Annotated in this window: 19 protein-coding genes; all 19 read left to right on the forward strand. The window is 31.9% G+C overall.

Annotated elements, in window-relative coordinates; genetic code table 11:
* The first annotated feature begins 17 nt into the window (after positions 1 to 17).
* Positions 18 to 1,448, forward strand: coding sequence for an SDR family oxidoreductase (locus SJY43_RS14870; RefSeq protein WP_396601531.1), 1,431 nt, complete (start codon positions 18 to 20; stop codon positions 1,446 to 1,448).
* Entirely contained in the window at positions 1,435 to 1,584 is a 150-nt protein-coding gene (locus SJY43_RS14875) for a DUF2256 domain-containing protein (protein ID WP_396601532.1), read from the forward strand. The genes SJY43_RS14870 and SJY43_RS14875 overlap by 14 nt, the downstream gene beginning before the upstream one ends.
* Entirely contained in the window at positions 1,554 to 2,864 is a 1,311-nt protein-coding gene (locus SJY43_RS14880) for a DASH family cryptochrome (protein WP_396601533.1), read from the forward strand. The genes SJY43_RS14875 and SJY43_RS14880 overlap by 31 nt, the downstream gene beginning before the upstream one ends.
* The gene (locus tag SJY43_RS14885; RefSeq protein WP_396601534.1) at positions 2,865 to 4,397 is read left to right on the forward strand and encodes a cryptochrome/photolyase family protein; all 1,533 of its coding nucleotides are present in this window, start codon (positions 2,865 to 2,867) and stop codon (positions 4,395 to 4,397) included.
* Positions 4,387 to 5,868, forward strand: coding sequence for a deoxyribodipyrimidine photo-lyase/cryptochrome family protein (locus tag SJY43_RS14890; protein WP_396601535.1), 1,482 nt, complete (start codon positions 4,387 to 4,389; stop codon positions 5,866 to 5,868). The genes SJY43_RS14885 and SJY43_RS14890 overlap by 11 nt, the downstream gene beginning before the upstream one ends.
* Before the next feature lie 124 nt (positions 5,869 to 5,992).
* Positions 5,993 to 6,421: a hypothetical protein gene (locus tag SJY43_RS14895; protein ID WP_396601536.1), complete on the forward strand. Its 429-nt coding sequence runs from the start codon at positions 5,993 to 5,995 to the stop codon at positions 6,419 to 6,421.
* Entirely contained in the window at positions 6,418 to 6,690 is a 273-nt protein-coding gene (locus SJY43_RS14900; protein WP_396601537.1) for a TIGR03643 family protein, read from the forward strand. The genes SJY43_RS14895 and SJY43_RS14900 overlap by 4 nt, the downstream gene beginning before the upstream one ends.
* 50 nt (positions 6,691 to 6,740) lie before the next feature.
* The gene (folE, locus tag SJY43_RS14905) at positions 6,741 to 7,436 is read left to right on the forward strand and encodes a GTP cyclohydrolase I FolE (protein ID WP_396601538.1); all 696 of its coding nucleotides are present in this window, start codon (positions 6,741 to 6,743) and stop codon (positions 7,434 to 7,436) included.
* Between the two features lie 4 nt (positions 7,437 to 7,440).
* Positions 7,441 to 7,659, forward strand: coding sequence for a hypothetical protein (locus SJY43_RS14910; RefSeq protein WP_396601539.1), 219 nt, complete (start codon positions 7,441 to 7,443; stop codon positions 7,657 to 7,659).
* Positions 7,660 to 7,812: 153 nt separating this feature from the next.
* Positions 7,813 to 8,028: a hypothetical protein gene (locus tag SJY43_RS14915; protein ID WP_109353114.1), complete on the forward strand. Its 216-nt coding sequence runs from the start codon at positions 7,813 to 7,815 to the stop codon at positions 8,026 to 8,028.
* A gap of 22 nt (positions 8,029 to 8,050) precedes the next feature.
* Positions 8,051 to 8,734 carry an SDR family NAD(P)-dependent oxidoreductase gene (locus SJY43_RS14920; protein ID WP_396601540.1) on the forward strand — a complete coding sequence of 228 codons (684 nt, stop codon included), beginning with the start codon at positions 8,051 to 8,053 and terminating at the stop codon, positions 8,732 to 8,734.
* A 4-nt stretch (positions 8,735 to 8,738) separates the two neighbouring features.
* On the forward strand, positions 8,739 to 9,275 hold the full coding sequence (locus tag SJY43_RS14925) for a glutathione peroxidase (protein WP_396601541.1): 537 nt from the start codon (positions 8,739 to 8,741) through the stop codon (positions 9,273 to 9,275).
* Positions 9,276 to 9,281: 6 nt separating this feature from the next.
* Entirely contained in the window at positions 9,282 to 9,458 is a 177-nt protein-coding gene (locus SJY43_RS14930; RefSeq protein ID WP_396601542.1) for a Lacal_2735 family protein, read from the forward strand.
* Entirely contained in the window at positions 9,445 to 9,906 is a 462-nt protein-coding gene (locus SJY43_RS14935; protein ID WP_396601543.1) for a TspO/MBR family protein, read from the forward strand. The genes SJY43_RS14930 and SJY43_RS14935 overlap by 14 nt, the downstream gene beginning before the upstream one ends.
* Positions 9,907 to 9,913: 7 nt before the next feature.
* On the forward strand, positions 9,914 to 10,378 hold the full coding sequence (locus SJY43_RS14940) for a cell division inhibitor (RefSeq protein ID WP_396601544.1): 465 nt from the start codon (positions 9,914 to 9,916) through the stop codon (positions 10,376 to 10,378).
* 42 nt (positions 10,379 to 10,420) lie between these two features.
* Positions 10,421 to 11,725: a cryptochrome/photolyase family protein gene (locus SJY43_RS14945; protein ID WP_396601545.1), complete on the forward strand. Its 1,305-nt coding sequence runs from the start codon at positions 10,421 to 10,423 to the stop codon at positions 11,723 to 11,725.
* A 133-nt stretch (positions 11,726 to 11,858) separates the two neighbouring features.
* The gene (locus SJY43_RS14950; RefSeq protein ID WP_396601546.1) at positions 11,859 to 12,221 is read left to right on the forward strand and encodes a SnoaL-like domain-containing protein; all 363 of its coding nucleotides are present in this window, start codon (positions 11,859 to 11,861) and stop codon (positions 12,219 to 12,221) included.
* 153 nt (positions 12,222 to 12,374) lie between these two features.
* Positions 12,375 to 12,947 carry a pentapeptide repeat-containing protein gene (locus SJY43_RS14955; protein WP_396601547.1) on the forward strand — a complete coding sequence of 191 codons (573 nt, stop codon included), beginning with the start codon at positions 12,375 to 12,377 and terminating at the stop codon, positions 12,945 to 12,947.
* Between the two features lie 5 nt (positions 12,948 to 12,952).
* The gene (locus SJY43_RS14960; RefSeq protein WP_396601548.1) at positions 12,953 to 13,552 is read left to right on the forward strand and encodes a YdeI family protein; all 600 of its coding nucleotides are present in this window, start codon (positions 12,953 to 12,955) and stop codon (positions 13,550 to 13,552) included.
* The last annotated feature ends 4 nt before the right edge of the window (positions 13,553 to 13,556 follow it).

Here is a 13,556-nt window from a genome sequence, read left to right on the forward strand (position 1 = left end):
ATTAAATAATTTAAGGCATGAAAATACTTGTAACCGGTGCTACCGGATATATTGGTAAACGGATTGTACCCTTCTTAATTCATGAAGGGCATCAAGTAGTTTGTGCTGTTAGAGATAAACTACGGGCAGAAAAAAGTTATTTAGAAGAAGAACGTATTGATGTTATTGAAGTGGATTTTTTAAAACCGGAAACTTTACATAACATTCCAAAAGATATAGATGTGGCCTATTACCTTATCCATTCCATGTCTAATACCTCTCGAGATTTTAAATCATTAGAAGAGCGTTGTGCAATAAATTTTAAAGCAGCCTTAGAGTTTACAAAGGTTAAACAGGTTATTTATTTAAGCGGTATAACTAATGAAGATAAGCTCTCCAAACATTTACAATCTAGAAAAAATGTTGAAGACATACTGGAATCTGCAAAATATGCGCTCACGATCTTTAAAGCGGGAATTATTGTAGGTTCTGGAAGCTCATCTTTTGAAATTATAAGAGATTTAGTTGAAAAACTACCTTTTATGATTGCACCAAAATGGCTCAACACGAAAACTCAGCCGCTAGCCGTTCGAGATGTTATTGCATTTTTAACAAGGGCAGCGGGTAACGAAGCAGTATATAATAATACTTATGATGTTTTTGGTCCAGAAGTGCTTACTTATAAACAAATGCTTTTGCAATTTGCAGAAGTAAGAGATCTAAACAGATATATCTTAACGGTGCCAGTAATGACTCCAAAATTATCATCTTACTGGTTGTATTTTGTAACATCAACATCTTACAAACTTGCTACATCTTTAGTCGATAGTATGGGTGTTCAAATAATTGGAAAATCTAGTAACATTAACACGTTATTAGGTGTAAAACCACTAACCTACAAAGAAGCCGTTGAATTAGCTTTCGAAAAAATAGAGCAAAACAGCATCATTTCTAGTTGGAAAGATTCTATGATAAGTAGTGGTAGGCTCCGTAATCAACTTCACAAATATGTAAATGTTCCTAAATATGGATGTTTTCATGATTATAAAGAACGTCCAGTTACAAATACAAAAAAAACAATCGATAAAATTTGGGCTATTGGAGGTAAAACCGGCTGGTATTACGGTACATTTTTATGGCGTATTCGCGGTTATATTGATAAACTTTTTGGAGGTATTGGTTTAAGACGTGGCCGAACAAGTCTTACTGAGTTAGATGCTGGAGATGCTTTAGATTTTTGGCGCGTTATTTTTGCCGATAAAAAACAGCAAAAACTACTCCTCTATGCAGAAATGCGCTTACCTGGAGAGGCTTGGTTAGAATTTAAAATTGAAGATAACCTTCTTAAACAAACAGCGACATTTAGACCACGCGGACTTTGGGGCAGATTATATTGGTATAGCGTCTTGCCATTCCATGGTTTTATTTTTAAAGGTATGATTAACAAGTTGGTTAATGTCGAATCATAGAAAACAACATTTACCACAAAAAACATGTCCCGTTTGCCATTTAACTTTCAATTGGCGGAAAAAATGGGAGAAAAACTGGGATACTGTTAAATATTGTAGTGAACGATGCAGAAGAAACAAAACAATACAAGTTTAGTTTGGTTTAGAAACGATTTACGCGTAAAAGACAATAATGTTTTAAATCAAGCCATTACAGAAAGCAAACATATTATTGCCGCGTATTGCTTTGATCCCAGACAGTTTGAGAATGATGAATTCGGATTTAAAAAAACAGAAAAATACAGAGCTAAATTTCTAATTGAAACAGTTCAAAACTTAAAAGTCAATCTTAAAAAGCTGAATATAGAACTGTATGTTTTCACAGAATGGCCTGAAGAGTGTTTGCCTCAGTTAATTTCAGAATACAAAATTGAAAATATATACCTTCAAAAAGAATGGACTCTAGAAGAAGAAACCGTTCTAGAAAATCTAAAAAAAACGCTGCCCGATAACATTATTTTTAACACGATTTACAATCAGTTTTTATATCACCCCAATGATATTGGTATGTCACTTTCAGACATTCCCAAAGTGTTTACTAATTTTAGAAAACATCTTGAAAAACATAGTAAAGTAAGGGCTTCAAATTCAATTTGTAAATCAGAATCGTTTCCAAATAGTCATAATAAAACCAACATTCCAACATTACAAGACTTAGGTTTTGAAGACTTTGAAATACATCCAAATGCTGCATTTCCCTTTAAAGGCGGTGAAGATGAAGCTTTAAAGAGATTAAACCATTATTTTTTTGAAACTAAAAGATTAGGTTTTTATAAAAAGACAAGAAATGGACTAGTGGGTATAGACTATAGTTCTAAATTTTCGACATGGTTAGCAAACGGAAGTATTTCTGCAAAAACTATTTATTGGCATGTTAAAGAATTCGAGAAAGTACATTTTAAAAACCAATCTACATATTGGCTCATTTTTGAATTGATTTGGCGCGATTATTTTAAATACATAGCGCTAAAACATAAAAATGCAATTTTTAAAATAGATGGAATTCTTAAAAAAAATTACGATTGGCATAACAACGAAATTGAAGTTGAACAATGGATAAACGGTAAAACGGCATCAGCTTTTGTAAATGCCAATATGATAGAATTAAAAAAAACAGGATGGATGAGCAATAGAGGTAGGCAGAATGTGGCATCATACTTTTCGAAAGAACTCAAACTAGATTGGAGAATTGGTGCCGCATATTTTGAATCGATGCTTATAGATTACGATGTGCATAGCAATTATGGCAATTGGATGTATGTTTCTGGTATTGGTAACGATCCTAGAGACCGGAAATTTAATGTACAATTACAAGCCGAACGTTACGATGCTAATGGGAAATTTCAAAATTTATGGCTACAAGAAACCTTATTTTAAATGAAAACACTAAGACTCATATTAGGCGATCAACTCCATATAAAACACTCATGGTTTAAAGAAACGCATGACGATGTTACCTACTGTCTTTTTGAAATGCGTCAAGAAACAGATTATGTTAAACATCACATTCAAAAAGTTATTGGCTTTTTTGCTGCAATGCGTCAGTTTTCAGAAGATTTAAAAACAAATAATCACAACGTTATTTATCTTAAAATAAATGATGAAAACAATAAGCAAATTTTAACCGAGAATCTTTCATTTTTAATTCAAGAAAATAACATTGAAAAGTTTGAATACATTTTTCCTGATGAATACAGGCTTGACAAGCAACTTAACGATTTCTGTAACGAATTAAATATTAAGTCTGAAGTCTATTCCGCAGAACATTTTCTAACGAAACGCAGCGATTTAAAAAATTTCTTTGAAGGCAAAAAACAGTTTCTGATGGAAAATTTTTATCGAGATATGCGTAAAAAATATGATATTCTAATGGTTGCGAACCAACCTGAGGGCGGCAAATGGAATTACGACAAAAGCAACAGAAACAAATGGAAAGGCGATGTTGACATTCCTAAATACAAATTATTCAAAAATGATGTTTCTGAAATAATTGAAGACTTAGAGGAAACCGATATTAATACCATTGGACACTTTAAAACTAAAACATTCCCCTATCCTATTACCAGAGTGCAAGCTTTAGAACAACTAAAATATTTTTGTGAAACGCTTTTAATTCATTTTGGAGACTACCAAGATGCCATGCATACAGATGAGGATTATTTATTCCATTCGCGATTATCATTCGCCATGAATTTAAAGCTAATTTCTGCTAAAGACGTGGTGTCTACAGTAATTAATTATTACAGAAAATTTGGTGACGCCATTCATATTTCTCAAGTAGAAGGTTTTATTAGGCAGGTTATTGGATGGCGCGAGTATATGCGAGGTATGTATTGGGCCTTTATGCCAGAGTACAAACAAGAAAACAAGTTAGACAACCACAATAAACTTGCTAATTTTTTCTGGACTGGTAATACTAAAATGAATTGTTTAAAACACGCTATTACAAACGCTTTAGACAATGGATATTCGCACCATATCCAGCGATTAATGATTACTGGTAATTATGCGCTTTTAACACAAACCCACCCAGACGAAGTTGATAATTGGTATTTAGGTATTTATGTTGATGCCATAGAATGGGTACAACTAACAAACACAAGAGGCATGAGCCAGTTTGCCGATGGAGGCAAAATAGCAACAAAACCCTATGTATCATCAGGTTCATACATTAATAAAATGAGTAATTATTGTACAGATTGCCACTACAATAAAAGCAAAAAGCTAGAAGCAGATGCGTGTCCGTTTAATAGTTTGTATTGGAATTTCTTAGATGAAAAACGAGCTCAATTAGGAACCAATTTTAGAATGGGCATGATGTATAGTTTATTAGATAAAATGAACCCCTCTGAATTACAAAAAATAAAAGAAAAAGCACAACATATAATAGCGCATCAAGATGAATACTAAACCTCAAATACATGTAGTTTGGTTAAAACGCGATTTACGTTTATACGATAATGAAGCCATTTTTAATGCTTTAAAAACTGGAAAACGCGTTTTAATACTTTATAGTTTTGAACCTTTTTTATTAAACGATTCTCATTATAGCAAACGCCATTGGGATTTTGTAAAAGAGTCTTTAAAAGATCTAAACACAGCTTTAGCGCCTTTTAATTCTAAAGTTTTAGTAGTACAATCTAATATAATAGCAGTATTTAATCAACTCTTGAGTAACTATAAAATATCCGATATTTATTCGCATCAAGAAACTGGTATTTTAGTAACTTTTGAAAGAGATACGAATTTCAAACGGTTTTGTAAAAACAACTTAATATCGTGGCATGAGAATATAAACAATGGTGTTAGACGCGGCCTAAAAGACAGAAAAAACTGGAATACATTATGTAATGCTTTTTATGAAATAGAGCCACTACTTTTTAATCCGGAAGAGAACCAATTATTATCAATAAGTGAAATAGAAACATTAGAAACTTATTTTAAATTACCAAACTTACAAACAGATAATAATTCGCCTTTTCAAAAAGGAGGACGCTCTATTGGGCTTAAATACTTAAAATCTTTTTTTAAAGACAGATATCCAAACTATATGTTTAACATTTCAAAACCAGAATTAGCTAGAAGTAGTTGTAGCCGAATATCACCTTATATAGCCTGGGGAAACCTATCAATTAGAGAAGTATATCATGAAGCTTATCATTTAAAAACCACATCAAAACATAAAAAAGCCCTTGAAGCATTTATGTCGCGCTTACGTTGGCAAGCCCATTTTATACAAAAGTTTGAAATGGAACACACCATGGAAGAAGCCAGTATCAACAAAGGCTTTCATAAACTAAAAAAGAGTATCTCCCAAGCATATCAAGAAGCATGGAAAACTGGACAAACTGGTTACCCCCTTGTAGATGCTTGCATGCGTTGTTTAAACGAAACAGGGTATTTAAATTTTAGAATGCGTGCCCTAGTGGTTTCATTTTTTACACATAATCTTTGGCAGCCATGGCAAGAAGCAACAATTCATTTATCTCAAATGTTTTTAGATTTTGAACCCGGGATTCACTTTCCTCAATTACAAATGCAAGCAGGAGAAACTGGTATAAATATGCTCAGAATTTATAACCCCATAAAAAATAGCCTTGAGCACGATCCAGAAGCAACATTTATTAAAAAATGGGTTCCCGAATTAGATGCACTAGATACGCCTTTCGCACACCAACCCTTTTTAATGACAGAAATGGAACAGCAATTCTACAACTTTAAGCTTGGTATAGATTATCCATATCCAATTGTAGACATAGATAAATCACGTAAAAAAGCTGGTGACACATTATGGGGTCTTCGAAAAAACAAAAAAGTAATTGAAGAAAGCAAAAGAATATTAAAAAAACACACACTAAACCACAGATCTTCAAGCTTCTAAACGATTATTCATTAGCAGAATAAACCCAACCATAGGTTTTATCAATAGTTCAATATATAATTTTGTTTAACTTATTTTATTATAAGTTAAACATTTTGTATATTTGAGGTATAAAGCAGTAATTATGATACTCGATTCAACTTATCACAATAAAGACGAAAAGCAAATTTTAGAAGATTTGGTAGGGCGGTCTTTTACCTTGTTAGAATCGATAAAAATGAAAGGTATTGGCTCAAAACGTATGATTATAGATAATGTAAGTCCTAATTTACAAACTTACATGAATATTGTCTCCGATGCTAATTACGCCAATATAGAACTCAGAAAAAACGGCATATTAATATTAATAAATAAAGGTCTTAAAAATTTCACTTGGGCCATTCCATATTATCAGTTAGTTATTTATAAAACTAATGGAGCAAGTATTCACGCCCAAGGACGATTTATTCATTTTAGAAACAATAAAATGTTTAAAGAAAACAAGCGGTTTTTTAATAAAATGTTAGATGAAAAAATAAAATACGACCAACAATATAATTTCCAAGCTATATGAGTTTATCCGTAGTAGAAATAGATCGAATTATTGAAATGGCTTGGGAAGATAGAACCACTTTTGATGCTATAAAATTTCAATTTGGCTTGAAAGAACAAGAAGTCATTGCTCTAATGAGGAAAGAATTGAAGTTAAGCAGTTTTAAACTGTGGAGAAAACGAGTGCAAGGACGAAAAACAAAACATGAAAAAATAAGAGTATTTGAAAAAGGGCGCTTTAAATGTAGCAGACAAAAGCAAATAACTCATAATAAAATTTCAAAACGTTAACGTGCTTTGATTAATGTTTCACTATTAATACAGCACATAAAAAAGAGGATATGAAAACAAACACATTAGAAAAAAAGACAAACGGACACAAATTGAATGGCTTTTCTGTACAAGATATTGGTGACGACCATCTTTCTACCGGTTTAGAAACACCTATGAAAAAAGATGCTTTCAAGCTAAGCGATTCAGAAAAGAAAGCACGTATTTCCATTTTATTTGAAGAAATTATGGATGTTATGGGTCTAGACTTAAATGATGACTCTTTAAAAGGCACCCCAAAAAGAGTAGCAAAAATGTACATAGATGAAATATTTTCAGGTTTAAATCCTGAGAATAAACCAAAAGTTGCTCTGTTTGATAACAAATATAAGTACAACCAAATGTTAGTAGAGAAGAATATTACATTTTACTCTAATTGTGAGCATCATTTTGTACCAATTATTGGAAAAGCACATGTGGCATATATATCCTCTGGAAAAGTTATTGGTTTATCTAAACTAAATAGAATAGTTGAATATTTTGCCAAACGACCGCAAGTGCAAGAACGGTTGACTAACCAAATTGCAAACGAATTAAAATCGATTTTAGAAACCGAAGATGTTGCCGTTATTATAGATGCTAAGCATTTATGTGTTTCATCACGAGGCATAAAAGACGACACCTCTTCTACAATCACCGCTTTTTATGGCGGCAAGTTTAATACTTCAGAAAAAATCACAGAATTACAGAATTATATAAATAGTTAATATTATGGAACTAATAGACAGAGCATTAGAATTTGAACAAAGAAAGATGAGATCTTTATCAACCAGCGATCGTGTTAAGATTTCCAGAGAAGCAAAAGCTTTAATCCTTGATTTAAATCAGGTTTATAAAGTGAAAAAAGATGAAAAAATAATGGATATCATGAAACGATTAACAGTTATAAAAAGAAAAGTTGAAAAGCGACTAAAAGGCAGACTATTGTAATATTTTAATAAAAAGTATTATCAAATATCTATTAATACTAAATTTTTCCTAATAATTCTATATAAAAATAGTTAATCTGTCATAATTTACTATATTGCCCCACTTGGTATGCAATTTGCAGCAAATAGAATAGATTAAAGATTAAAAAAAATTATGGAAATTATTGATAAAGCTTTAGAATTCGAGCAGCGTAGACACACTTTTAAAACAACAAGTGAGCGCATCGAATCGTCTAGAGAGGTAAAAAGTTTAATATTAGGTTTAAACGATATTTATAAAGTAGAAAAAGATCCTGAGATTATGGATCTTATGAAACGCTTAACCGTTATAAAACAAAAAATTGAAAAAAGGCTAAAGGGCAGGCCATAACAAATAAAATGCCCTGAAACCTATGAAAACAATAATAGTAGTTGGTGGAAGTAAGGGCATTGGTAAAGCTTTAATTGAAAAGCTTTTAGCCTATTGCAATGTTGTTAACATTAGCAGAAGTACTCCAGAAATATCGCATAAAAACTTAACTCACCATAGTTGCGATGTTACACAAGATGAATTACCAGAAATTGATATGGCTGACGGTTTAGTTTATTGTCCAGGCAGTATTAATTTAAAACCCATTTCTAGGTTAAGTATTGATGATTTTAAAAATGATTTTGAAATCAATGTGCTTGGTGCTGTAAAAGTGATTCAAAAATACCTACCAATTTTAAAAAACGGAGACAAACCAGCTATTGTTCTATTTAGTACCGTAGCTGCAAAATTAGGCATGCCTTACCATGCTAGCGTAGCTGTTTCCAAATCTGGGATAGAAGGTTTAGTAAAGTCTTTAGGAGCCGAATTAGCGCCTACCATACGCGTAAACGCTATAGCTCCAACTGTGACAGATACGCAACTCGCTTCAAAATTATTACGAAACGATAAGATGATAGAAAATATTACTGAGCGTCATCCTTTAAAAAAGTTTTTATCGCCAGATGAAGTTGCAGACATGGCAACCTTTTTAATATCGGATAGCTGTGCCTCTATTTCTGGCCAAATATTTGAAATGGACTGCGGTATTGTTAGTTTTAAAATATAAATTCATGAATCCATTAAAAGAATTTTTAACTACTTTAAGTTCTAAAAATAGTGCTGAAAAAATAAATGTAGACTCTATTTACGATATTAAAATTAATGCCATAAATGGAAAACCAATTAATCTTACCGAATTTAAAGGCAAACATATCCTTTTCGTCAATGTTGCCTCTAAATGTGGGTTTACACCACAGTATAAAGACTTACAAGAGTTATATGATCAGTATCAAGATAAACTTCAAATTATAGGCGTGCCCTGTAATCAATTTGGAAAGCAAGAACCTGGTAATGCAGAAACCATAACTTCGTTTTGTGAACTTAATTATGGTGTCACATTTTTAATTACAGAAAAAGTTGATGTAAAAGGGAAAAACAAACATCCATTATATTCTTGGTTAACTGAAGATATTAATAATGGTGTGAAAAGTTCTTCAGTAAAATGGAACTTTCAAAAATATTTAGTGAGCTCAAATGGAACTTTAATAGACTATTATATGTCTACTACAAATCCATTAAGTTCTAAAATCACAAAACATTTAAAATAAAAAGTTATGTTCGGATTATTCAAAAAGAAAACAGAAGTTGAAAAACTTCAATCAAAATATGAAGCATTAATGAAAGAATGGCACAGCCTATCAACCATAAACAGGTCGGCAAGTGATGATAAATATGCAGAAGCCCAAAAAATTGCAGAACAAATAAATCAACTAAAAAATGAAGTTGCTTAAATATCTCGTTATTTTCTTAGTCACTAATTTTGCGGCTTTGGCAATTGGTAGTTGGCTTATGAATAATGGGCCACAAACTGAATGGTACACTAATTTAAACCAAGCTCCTTGGACACCACCAGGATGGGTATTTGGTGTAGCTTGGACAACTATAATGATTTGTTTTGCCATCTACATGGCCTATTTATACAAGTCAATTCCAACTGCTAAAATACTTGTCTTATTTACAATACAATTTATTTTAAACGTTATCTGGAATTACATATTTTTCAATCAACATCTTGTTGGTGTTGGTTTTACAGTTATTCTATTACTAACCTTTGTTGTAGCTGCATTTACATTCTCTTTTAAAAAAGAAATGGGTTTTAAAACCCTGCTTATACTGCCCTATTTAATATGGCTTTGTATTGCAACCTCATTAAACGGTTACATTTTACTGAACAATTAAATCTACCATGAAAATTTATAGACTACATAAAAAACAAAACTTACCAATTACTATTAATCAAGCTTGGGATTTTTTGTCAGATCCTAGAAACTTAAAGACTATAACGCCAGACTATATGGGATTTGAAATTTTATCTGGTGCCGATAGACCTATGTTTGCTGGACAGATAATACAGTACATTGTTACTCCTGTATTAGGTATTAAAACAAAATGGGTTACTGAAATTACGCATAGTGTAGACAAAAATTATTTTGTAGACGAGCAACGCTTTGGCCCTTATTCCCTATGGCATCATAAACATTTTATAAAAGAAATTGATGGCGGAGTAGAAATGGAAGATATTATAGATTATAAAGTGCCCTTTGGTGTACTTGGGCAATTAGTTCATCCTATATTAGTAAAACCTAAATTGGAAGAGATTTTTAATTACAGAACAGAAAAATTAGAAGCTCTTTTTGGGGTTTATAAATAATATATAATTTTCGCTTTCGCGGAAATAAATTTTAGTTTTTTAATGAAGCAAACAGTAAATATTTTTTGGTTTCGACGCGATTTAAGATTAGATGATAATGTTGGACTCTATGAAGCTTTAAGCAATAAGAACCCCGTATTACCCATTTTTATTTTTGACGAAGATATTCTTGAAAAATTACCAGAAAATGATGCACGAGTAACTTTTATTCATGAAACCTTACAACAAATAAATAAGACCTTAAAAACCGAATTTGGCTCAAGTTTAGCGTTGTTTCATGGCAAACCAATTGATGTCTACAAGCAATTAGTTAAAACGTACCATATAGCATCTGTTTTTACAAATCATGATTACGAACCTTATGCTAAAACGCGTGATACAGAAATAAACAGATTTTTATCTAAAAACAATATTGAATTCCAAACGTTTAAAGACCAAGTTATTTTTGAAAAAGATGATGTCACAAAAAGCGATGGTAAACCCTATTTGGTTTACACACCTTACATGAAACGCTGGAAAGAAGCATTTAGAGCACTCGAATTTAAACTATACCCTTCAGAAACATTACTTGACAATTTAATCTCTGAAACCGAATTGCCAAACTTAAGTTTATCAGATATTGGTTTTATAAAATCAAATCAACATATAGAACCATACCAGGTAACACCAACCCTAATCCAAGAATACGAAGACACTAGAAACTTCCCTGCAAAAGATAGTACGTCACGACTAGGACCACATTTACGTTTTGGAACAGTTAGCGTTCGTAAAATGGTTAAAAAAGCAATTGGTGAAACAAACGAAATATTTTGGCAAGAACTCATTTGGCGTGAATTTTTTACTCAAATTCTTTGGCACTTTCCACACACTAAAGACTCCAGTTTTAAGCCTAAATACGATCGTATCGAGTGGCGTAATAACGAAGCCGAATTTAATACTTGGTGCGAAGGCAATACAGGTTACCCATTAGTTGATGCTGGTATGCGGCAACTAAACCAAACAGGCTTTATGCACAACAGAGTTAGAATGTTAGTTGGTAGTTTTTTATGCAAACACTTACTTATAGATTGGCGATGGGGCGAGGCCTATTTTGCCGAGAAACTTCACGATTACGATATGGCAAGTAATATTGGCAATTGGCAATGGGTTGCTGGTAGTGGTGTTGATGCTGCACCATACTTTAGAATATTTAACCCAACTACCCAAATACAAAAGTTTGACAAAGACTTAAACTACATTAAGAAATGGGTTCCAGATTTTCAAGAACTTACTTACCCACAACCAATGGTAGACCATAAATTTGCTCGCGAACGTTGTTTAGAGACTTATAAATCGGCTTTAAATTAAGGTTAAACCCTTGCTTGACTTTACTCTTAGAAAAGTCATAAAATCATTAACAATTAAAAAAACATAACATTTTATTAAGATTTCAGTAAATAATTATTTGTTACTTTTATAAATCATCAAAACAAATTAAACTATGAATACACAAGAAGTAGCAAATAAGTGGGCACAAATGTGTCGTGAAGGCAAAAACATGGAATGCATTGAAGAACTTTATGGCGAAAACGTTACGAGTAAAGAAATGCCTGGAGTGCCTTATGGCGAAGTGGTTACGGGCAAACAGAACGTTTGGGAGAAAAGTAAACAATGGTTAGATAATGTTGTGGAATTTCATAGTGGAGAGATCTCAGATCCTTTGGTAGCAGATAACCATTTTACAGCAAAAATGAGTTTTGATGTTACGTTTAAAGACCGTGGCAGACAACAAATGGAAGAGGTTTGCGTGTTTGAAGTGAACGATGGTAAAATTGTTAACGAGCAGTTCTTTTACACCATGTAAACCAAATAAATATATTATAATTTTCTAAAGACTTCAATTTTTAATTGAAGTCTTTGTATTTAAATAAGTACCAAAATCGCTTTATTAAATATTAAATGTATAATAATTATATTTACACATGAGGCACTAAAAAAACTTAAAATCATATATTGAATGGATCAAAACTTTATAGACGAGCAAACTTTTGAAAACGAAACGTTTTCTAAATACGAATTTGAAAAAGGCGATTACGAGTTATGTACGTTTATAAATTGTAGTTTTTTAGATGCAGATTTGTCAAATACACGTTTTATGGAGTGTGAGTTCTATGATTGTAATTTGAGTTCTGCCAATGTTTTTCAAACTGGTTTTCAAGATGTTATTTTTAAAGATTGTAAAATGCTAGGCATAGATTTTGAAAAATGCAGCGATTTTGCTTTTAATATAACAGTTGACAATTGCCAATTAAGCCATGCCTCGTTTTATAAAATGAACTTATCTAAAATGATATTTAAAGTCTGTAAATTGGAAGGTGTAGATTTTACAGAATGTAATTTGAGTACATCCGTTTTTGATCATTGTGATTTACTAAATGCCACTTTTTTAAAAACCAATTTAGAGAAGGCTGATTTTAGAACATCTAAAAACTTTATTATTGACCTTGAAAACAATCGCATTAAAGGCGCTAAGTTTTCACGAAAGTCTGTTGACGGACTTTTGAGTAAATATCTAATAAAAATTGAATAGACATTATGAAAAAGATTTATTCAGTAGAGGAATACATTGAGGAACATCAAAATTTTAGCGATGCTCTTGTCATGCTACGAGATATTATAAATACTACAGAAGTTGGTGAGACTATAAAATGGAACGCACCAGTTTATACCGTTAATGGTAAAAATGTTTTAGGTTTAGGAGCATTTAAAAATCATTTTGGAATTTGGTTTTTTAACGGTGTTTTTTTGAAAGATGAACACAACCTATTGGTTAACGCCCAAGAAAACAAAACGAAGGCATTACGACAAATGCGTTTTGAAACCATTAGTGATATAGACAAAAAAGTAGTTTTAGCCTATGTAAAAGAAGCCATTAAAAACCAAAAGCTCGGTAAAGAAATTAAACCCGAACGCAAAACAAAGAAAACCATTTTACCAGATGCCCTTAAAGTGGTTTTAAACTCTAATAAAACACTAAAAACAGCTTTCGAGAACTTATCGCCATACAAACAACGCGAATATTGTGAGTACATAGAATCTGCCAAACGAGACACCACAAAACTTAAAAGGCTAGAAAAAATCACTCCTATGATTCAGCAAGGTGTTGGACTACATGATAAATACAAAAACTGCTAAACAT

The sequence above is a fragment of the Algibacter sp. R77976 genome, from assembly GCF_044594645.1.
Lineage (GTDB): Bacteria > Bacteroidota > Bacteroidia > Flavobacteriales > Flavobacteriaceae > Algibacter_B.

Coding starts and splice junctions, on each gene's coding strand:
- SJY43_RS14885 (WP_396601534.1), top strand. CDS start 2,865: ATGAAAACACTAAGACTCATATTAGGCGATCAACTCCATATAAAACAC.
- folE (WP_396601538.1), top strand. CDS start 6,741: ATGAAAACAAACACATTAGAAAAAAAGACAAACGGACACAAATTGAAT.
- SJY43_RS14915 (WP_109353114.1), top strand. CDS start 7,813: ATGGAAATTATTGATAAAGCTTTAGAATTCGAGCAGCGTAGACACACT.
- SJY43_RS14910 (WP_396601539.1), top strand. CDS start 7,441: ATGGAACTAATAGACAGAGCATTAGAATTTGAACAAAGAAAGATGAGA.
- SJY43_RS14955 (WP_396601547.1), top strand. CDS start 12,375: ATGGATCAAAACTTTATAGACGAGCAAACTTTTGAAAACGAAACGTTT.
- SJY43_RS14920 (WP_396601540.1), top strand. CDS start 8,051: ATGAAAACAATAATAGTAGTTGGTGGAAGTAAGGGCATTGGTAAAGCT.
- SJY43_RS14870 (WP_396601531.1), top strand. CDS start 18: ATGAAAATACTTGTAACCGGTGCTACCGGATATATTGGTAAACGGATT.
- SJY43_RS14895 (WP_396601536.1), top strand. CDS start 5,993: ATGATACTCGATTCAACTTATCACAATAAAGACGAAAAGCAAATTTTA.
- SJY43_RS14875 (WP_396601532.1), top strand. CDS start 1,435: ATGTCGAATCATAGAAAACAACATTTACCACAAAAAACATGTCCCGTT.
- SJY43_RS14880 (WP_396601533.1), top strand. CDS start 1,554: ATGCAGAAGAAACAAAACAATACAAGTTTAGTTTGGTTTAGAAACGAT.
- SJY43_RS14940 (WP_396601544.1), top strand. CDS start 9,914: ATGAAAATTTATAGACTACATAAAAAACAAAACTTACCAATTACTATT.
- SJY43_RS14945 (WP_396601545.1), top strand. CDS start 10,421: ATGAAGCAAACAGTAAATATTTTTTGGTTTCGACGCGATTTAAGATTA.
- SJY43_RS14930 (WP_396601542.1), top strand. CDS start 9,282: ATGTTCGGATTATTCAAAAAGAAAACAGAAGTTGAAAAACTTCAATCA.
- SJY43_RS14960 (WP_396601548.1), top strand. CDS start 12,953: ATGAAAAAGATTTATTCAGTAGAGGAATACATTGAGGAACATCAAAAT.
- SJY43_RS14950 (WP_396601546.1), top strand. CDS start 11,859: ATGAATACACAAGAAGTAGCAAATAAGTGGGCACAAATGTGTCGTGAA.
- SJY43_RS14890 (WP_396601535.1), top strand. CDS start 4,387: ATGAATACTAAACCTCAAATACATGTAGTTTGGTTAAAACGCGATTTA.
- SJY43_RS14925 (WP_396601541.1), top strand. CDS start 8,739: ATGAATCCATTAAAAGAATTTTTAACTACTTTAAGTTCTAAAAATAGT.
- SJY43_RS14900 (WP_396601537.1), top strand. CDS start 6,418: ATGAGTTTATCCGTAGTAGAAATAGATCGAATTATTGAAATGGCTTGG.
- SJY43_RS14935 (WP_396601543.1), top strand. CDS start 9,445: ATGAAGTTGCTTAAATATCTCGTTATTTTCTTAGTCACTAATTTTGCG.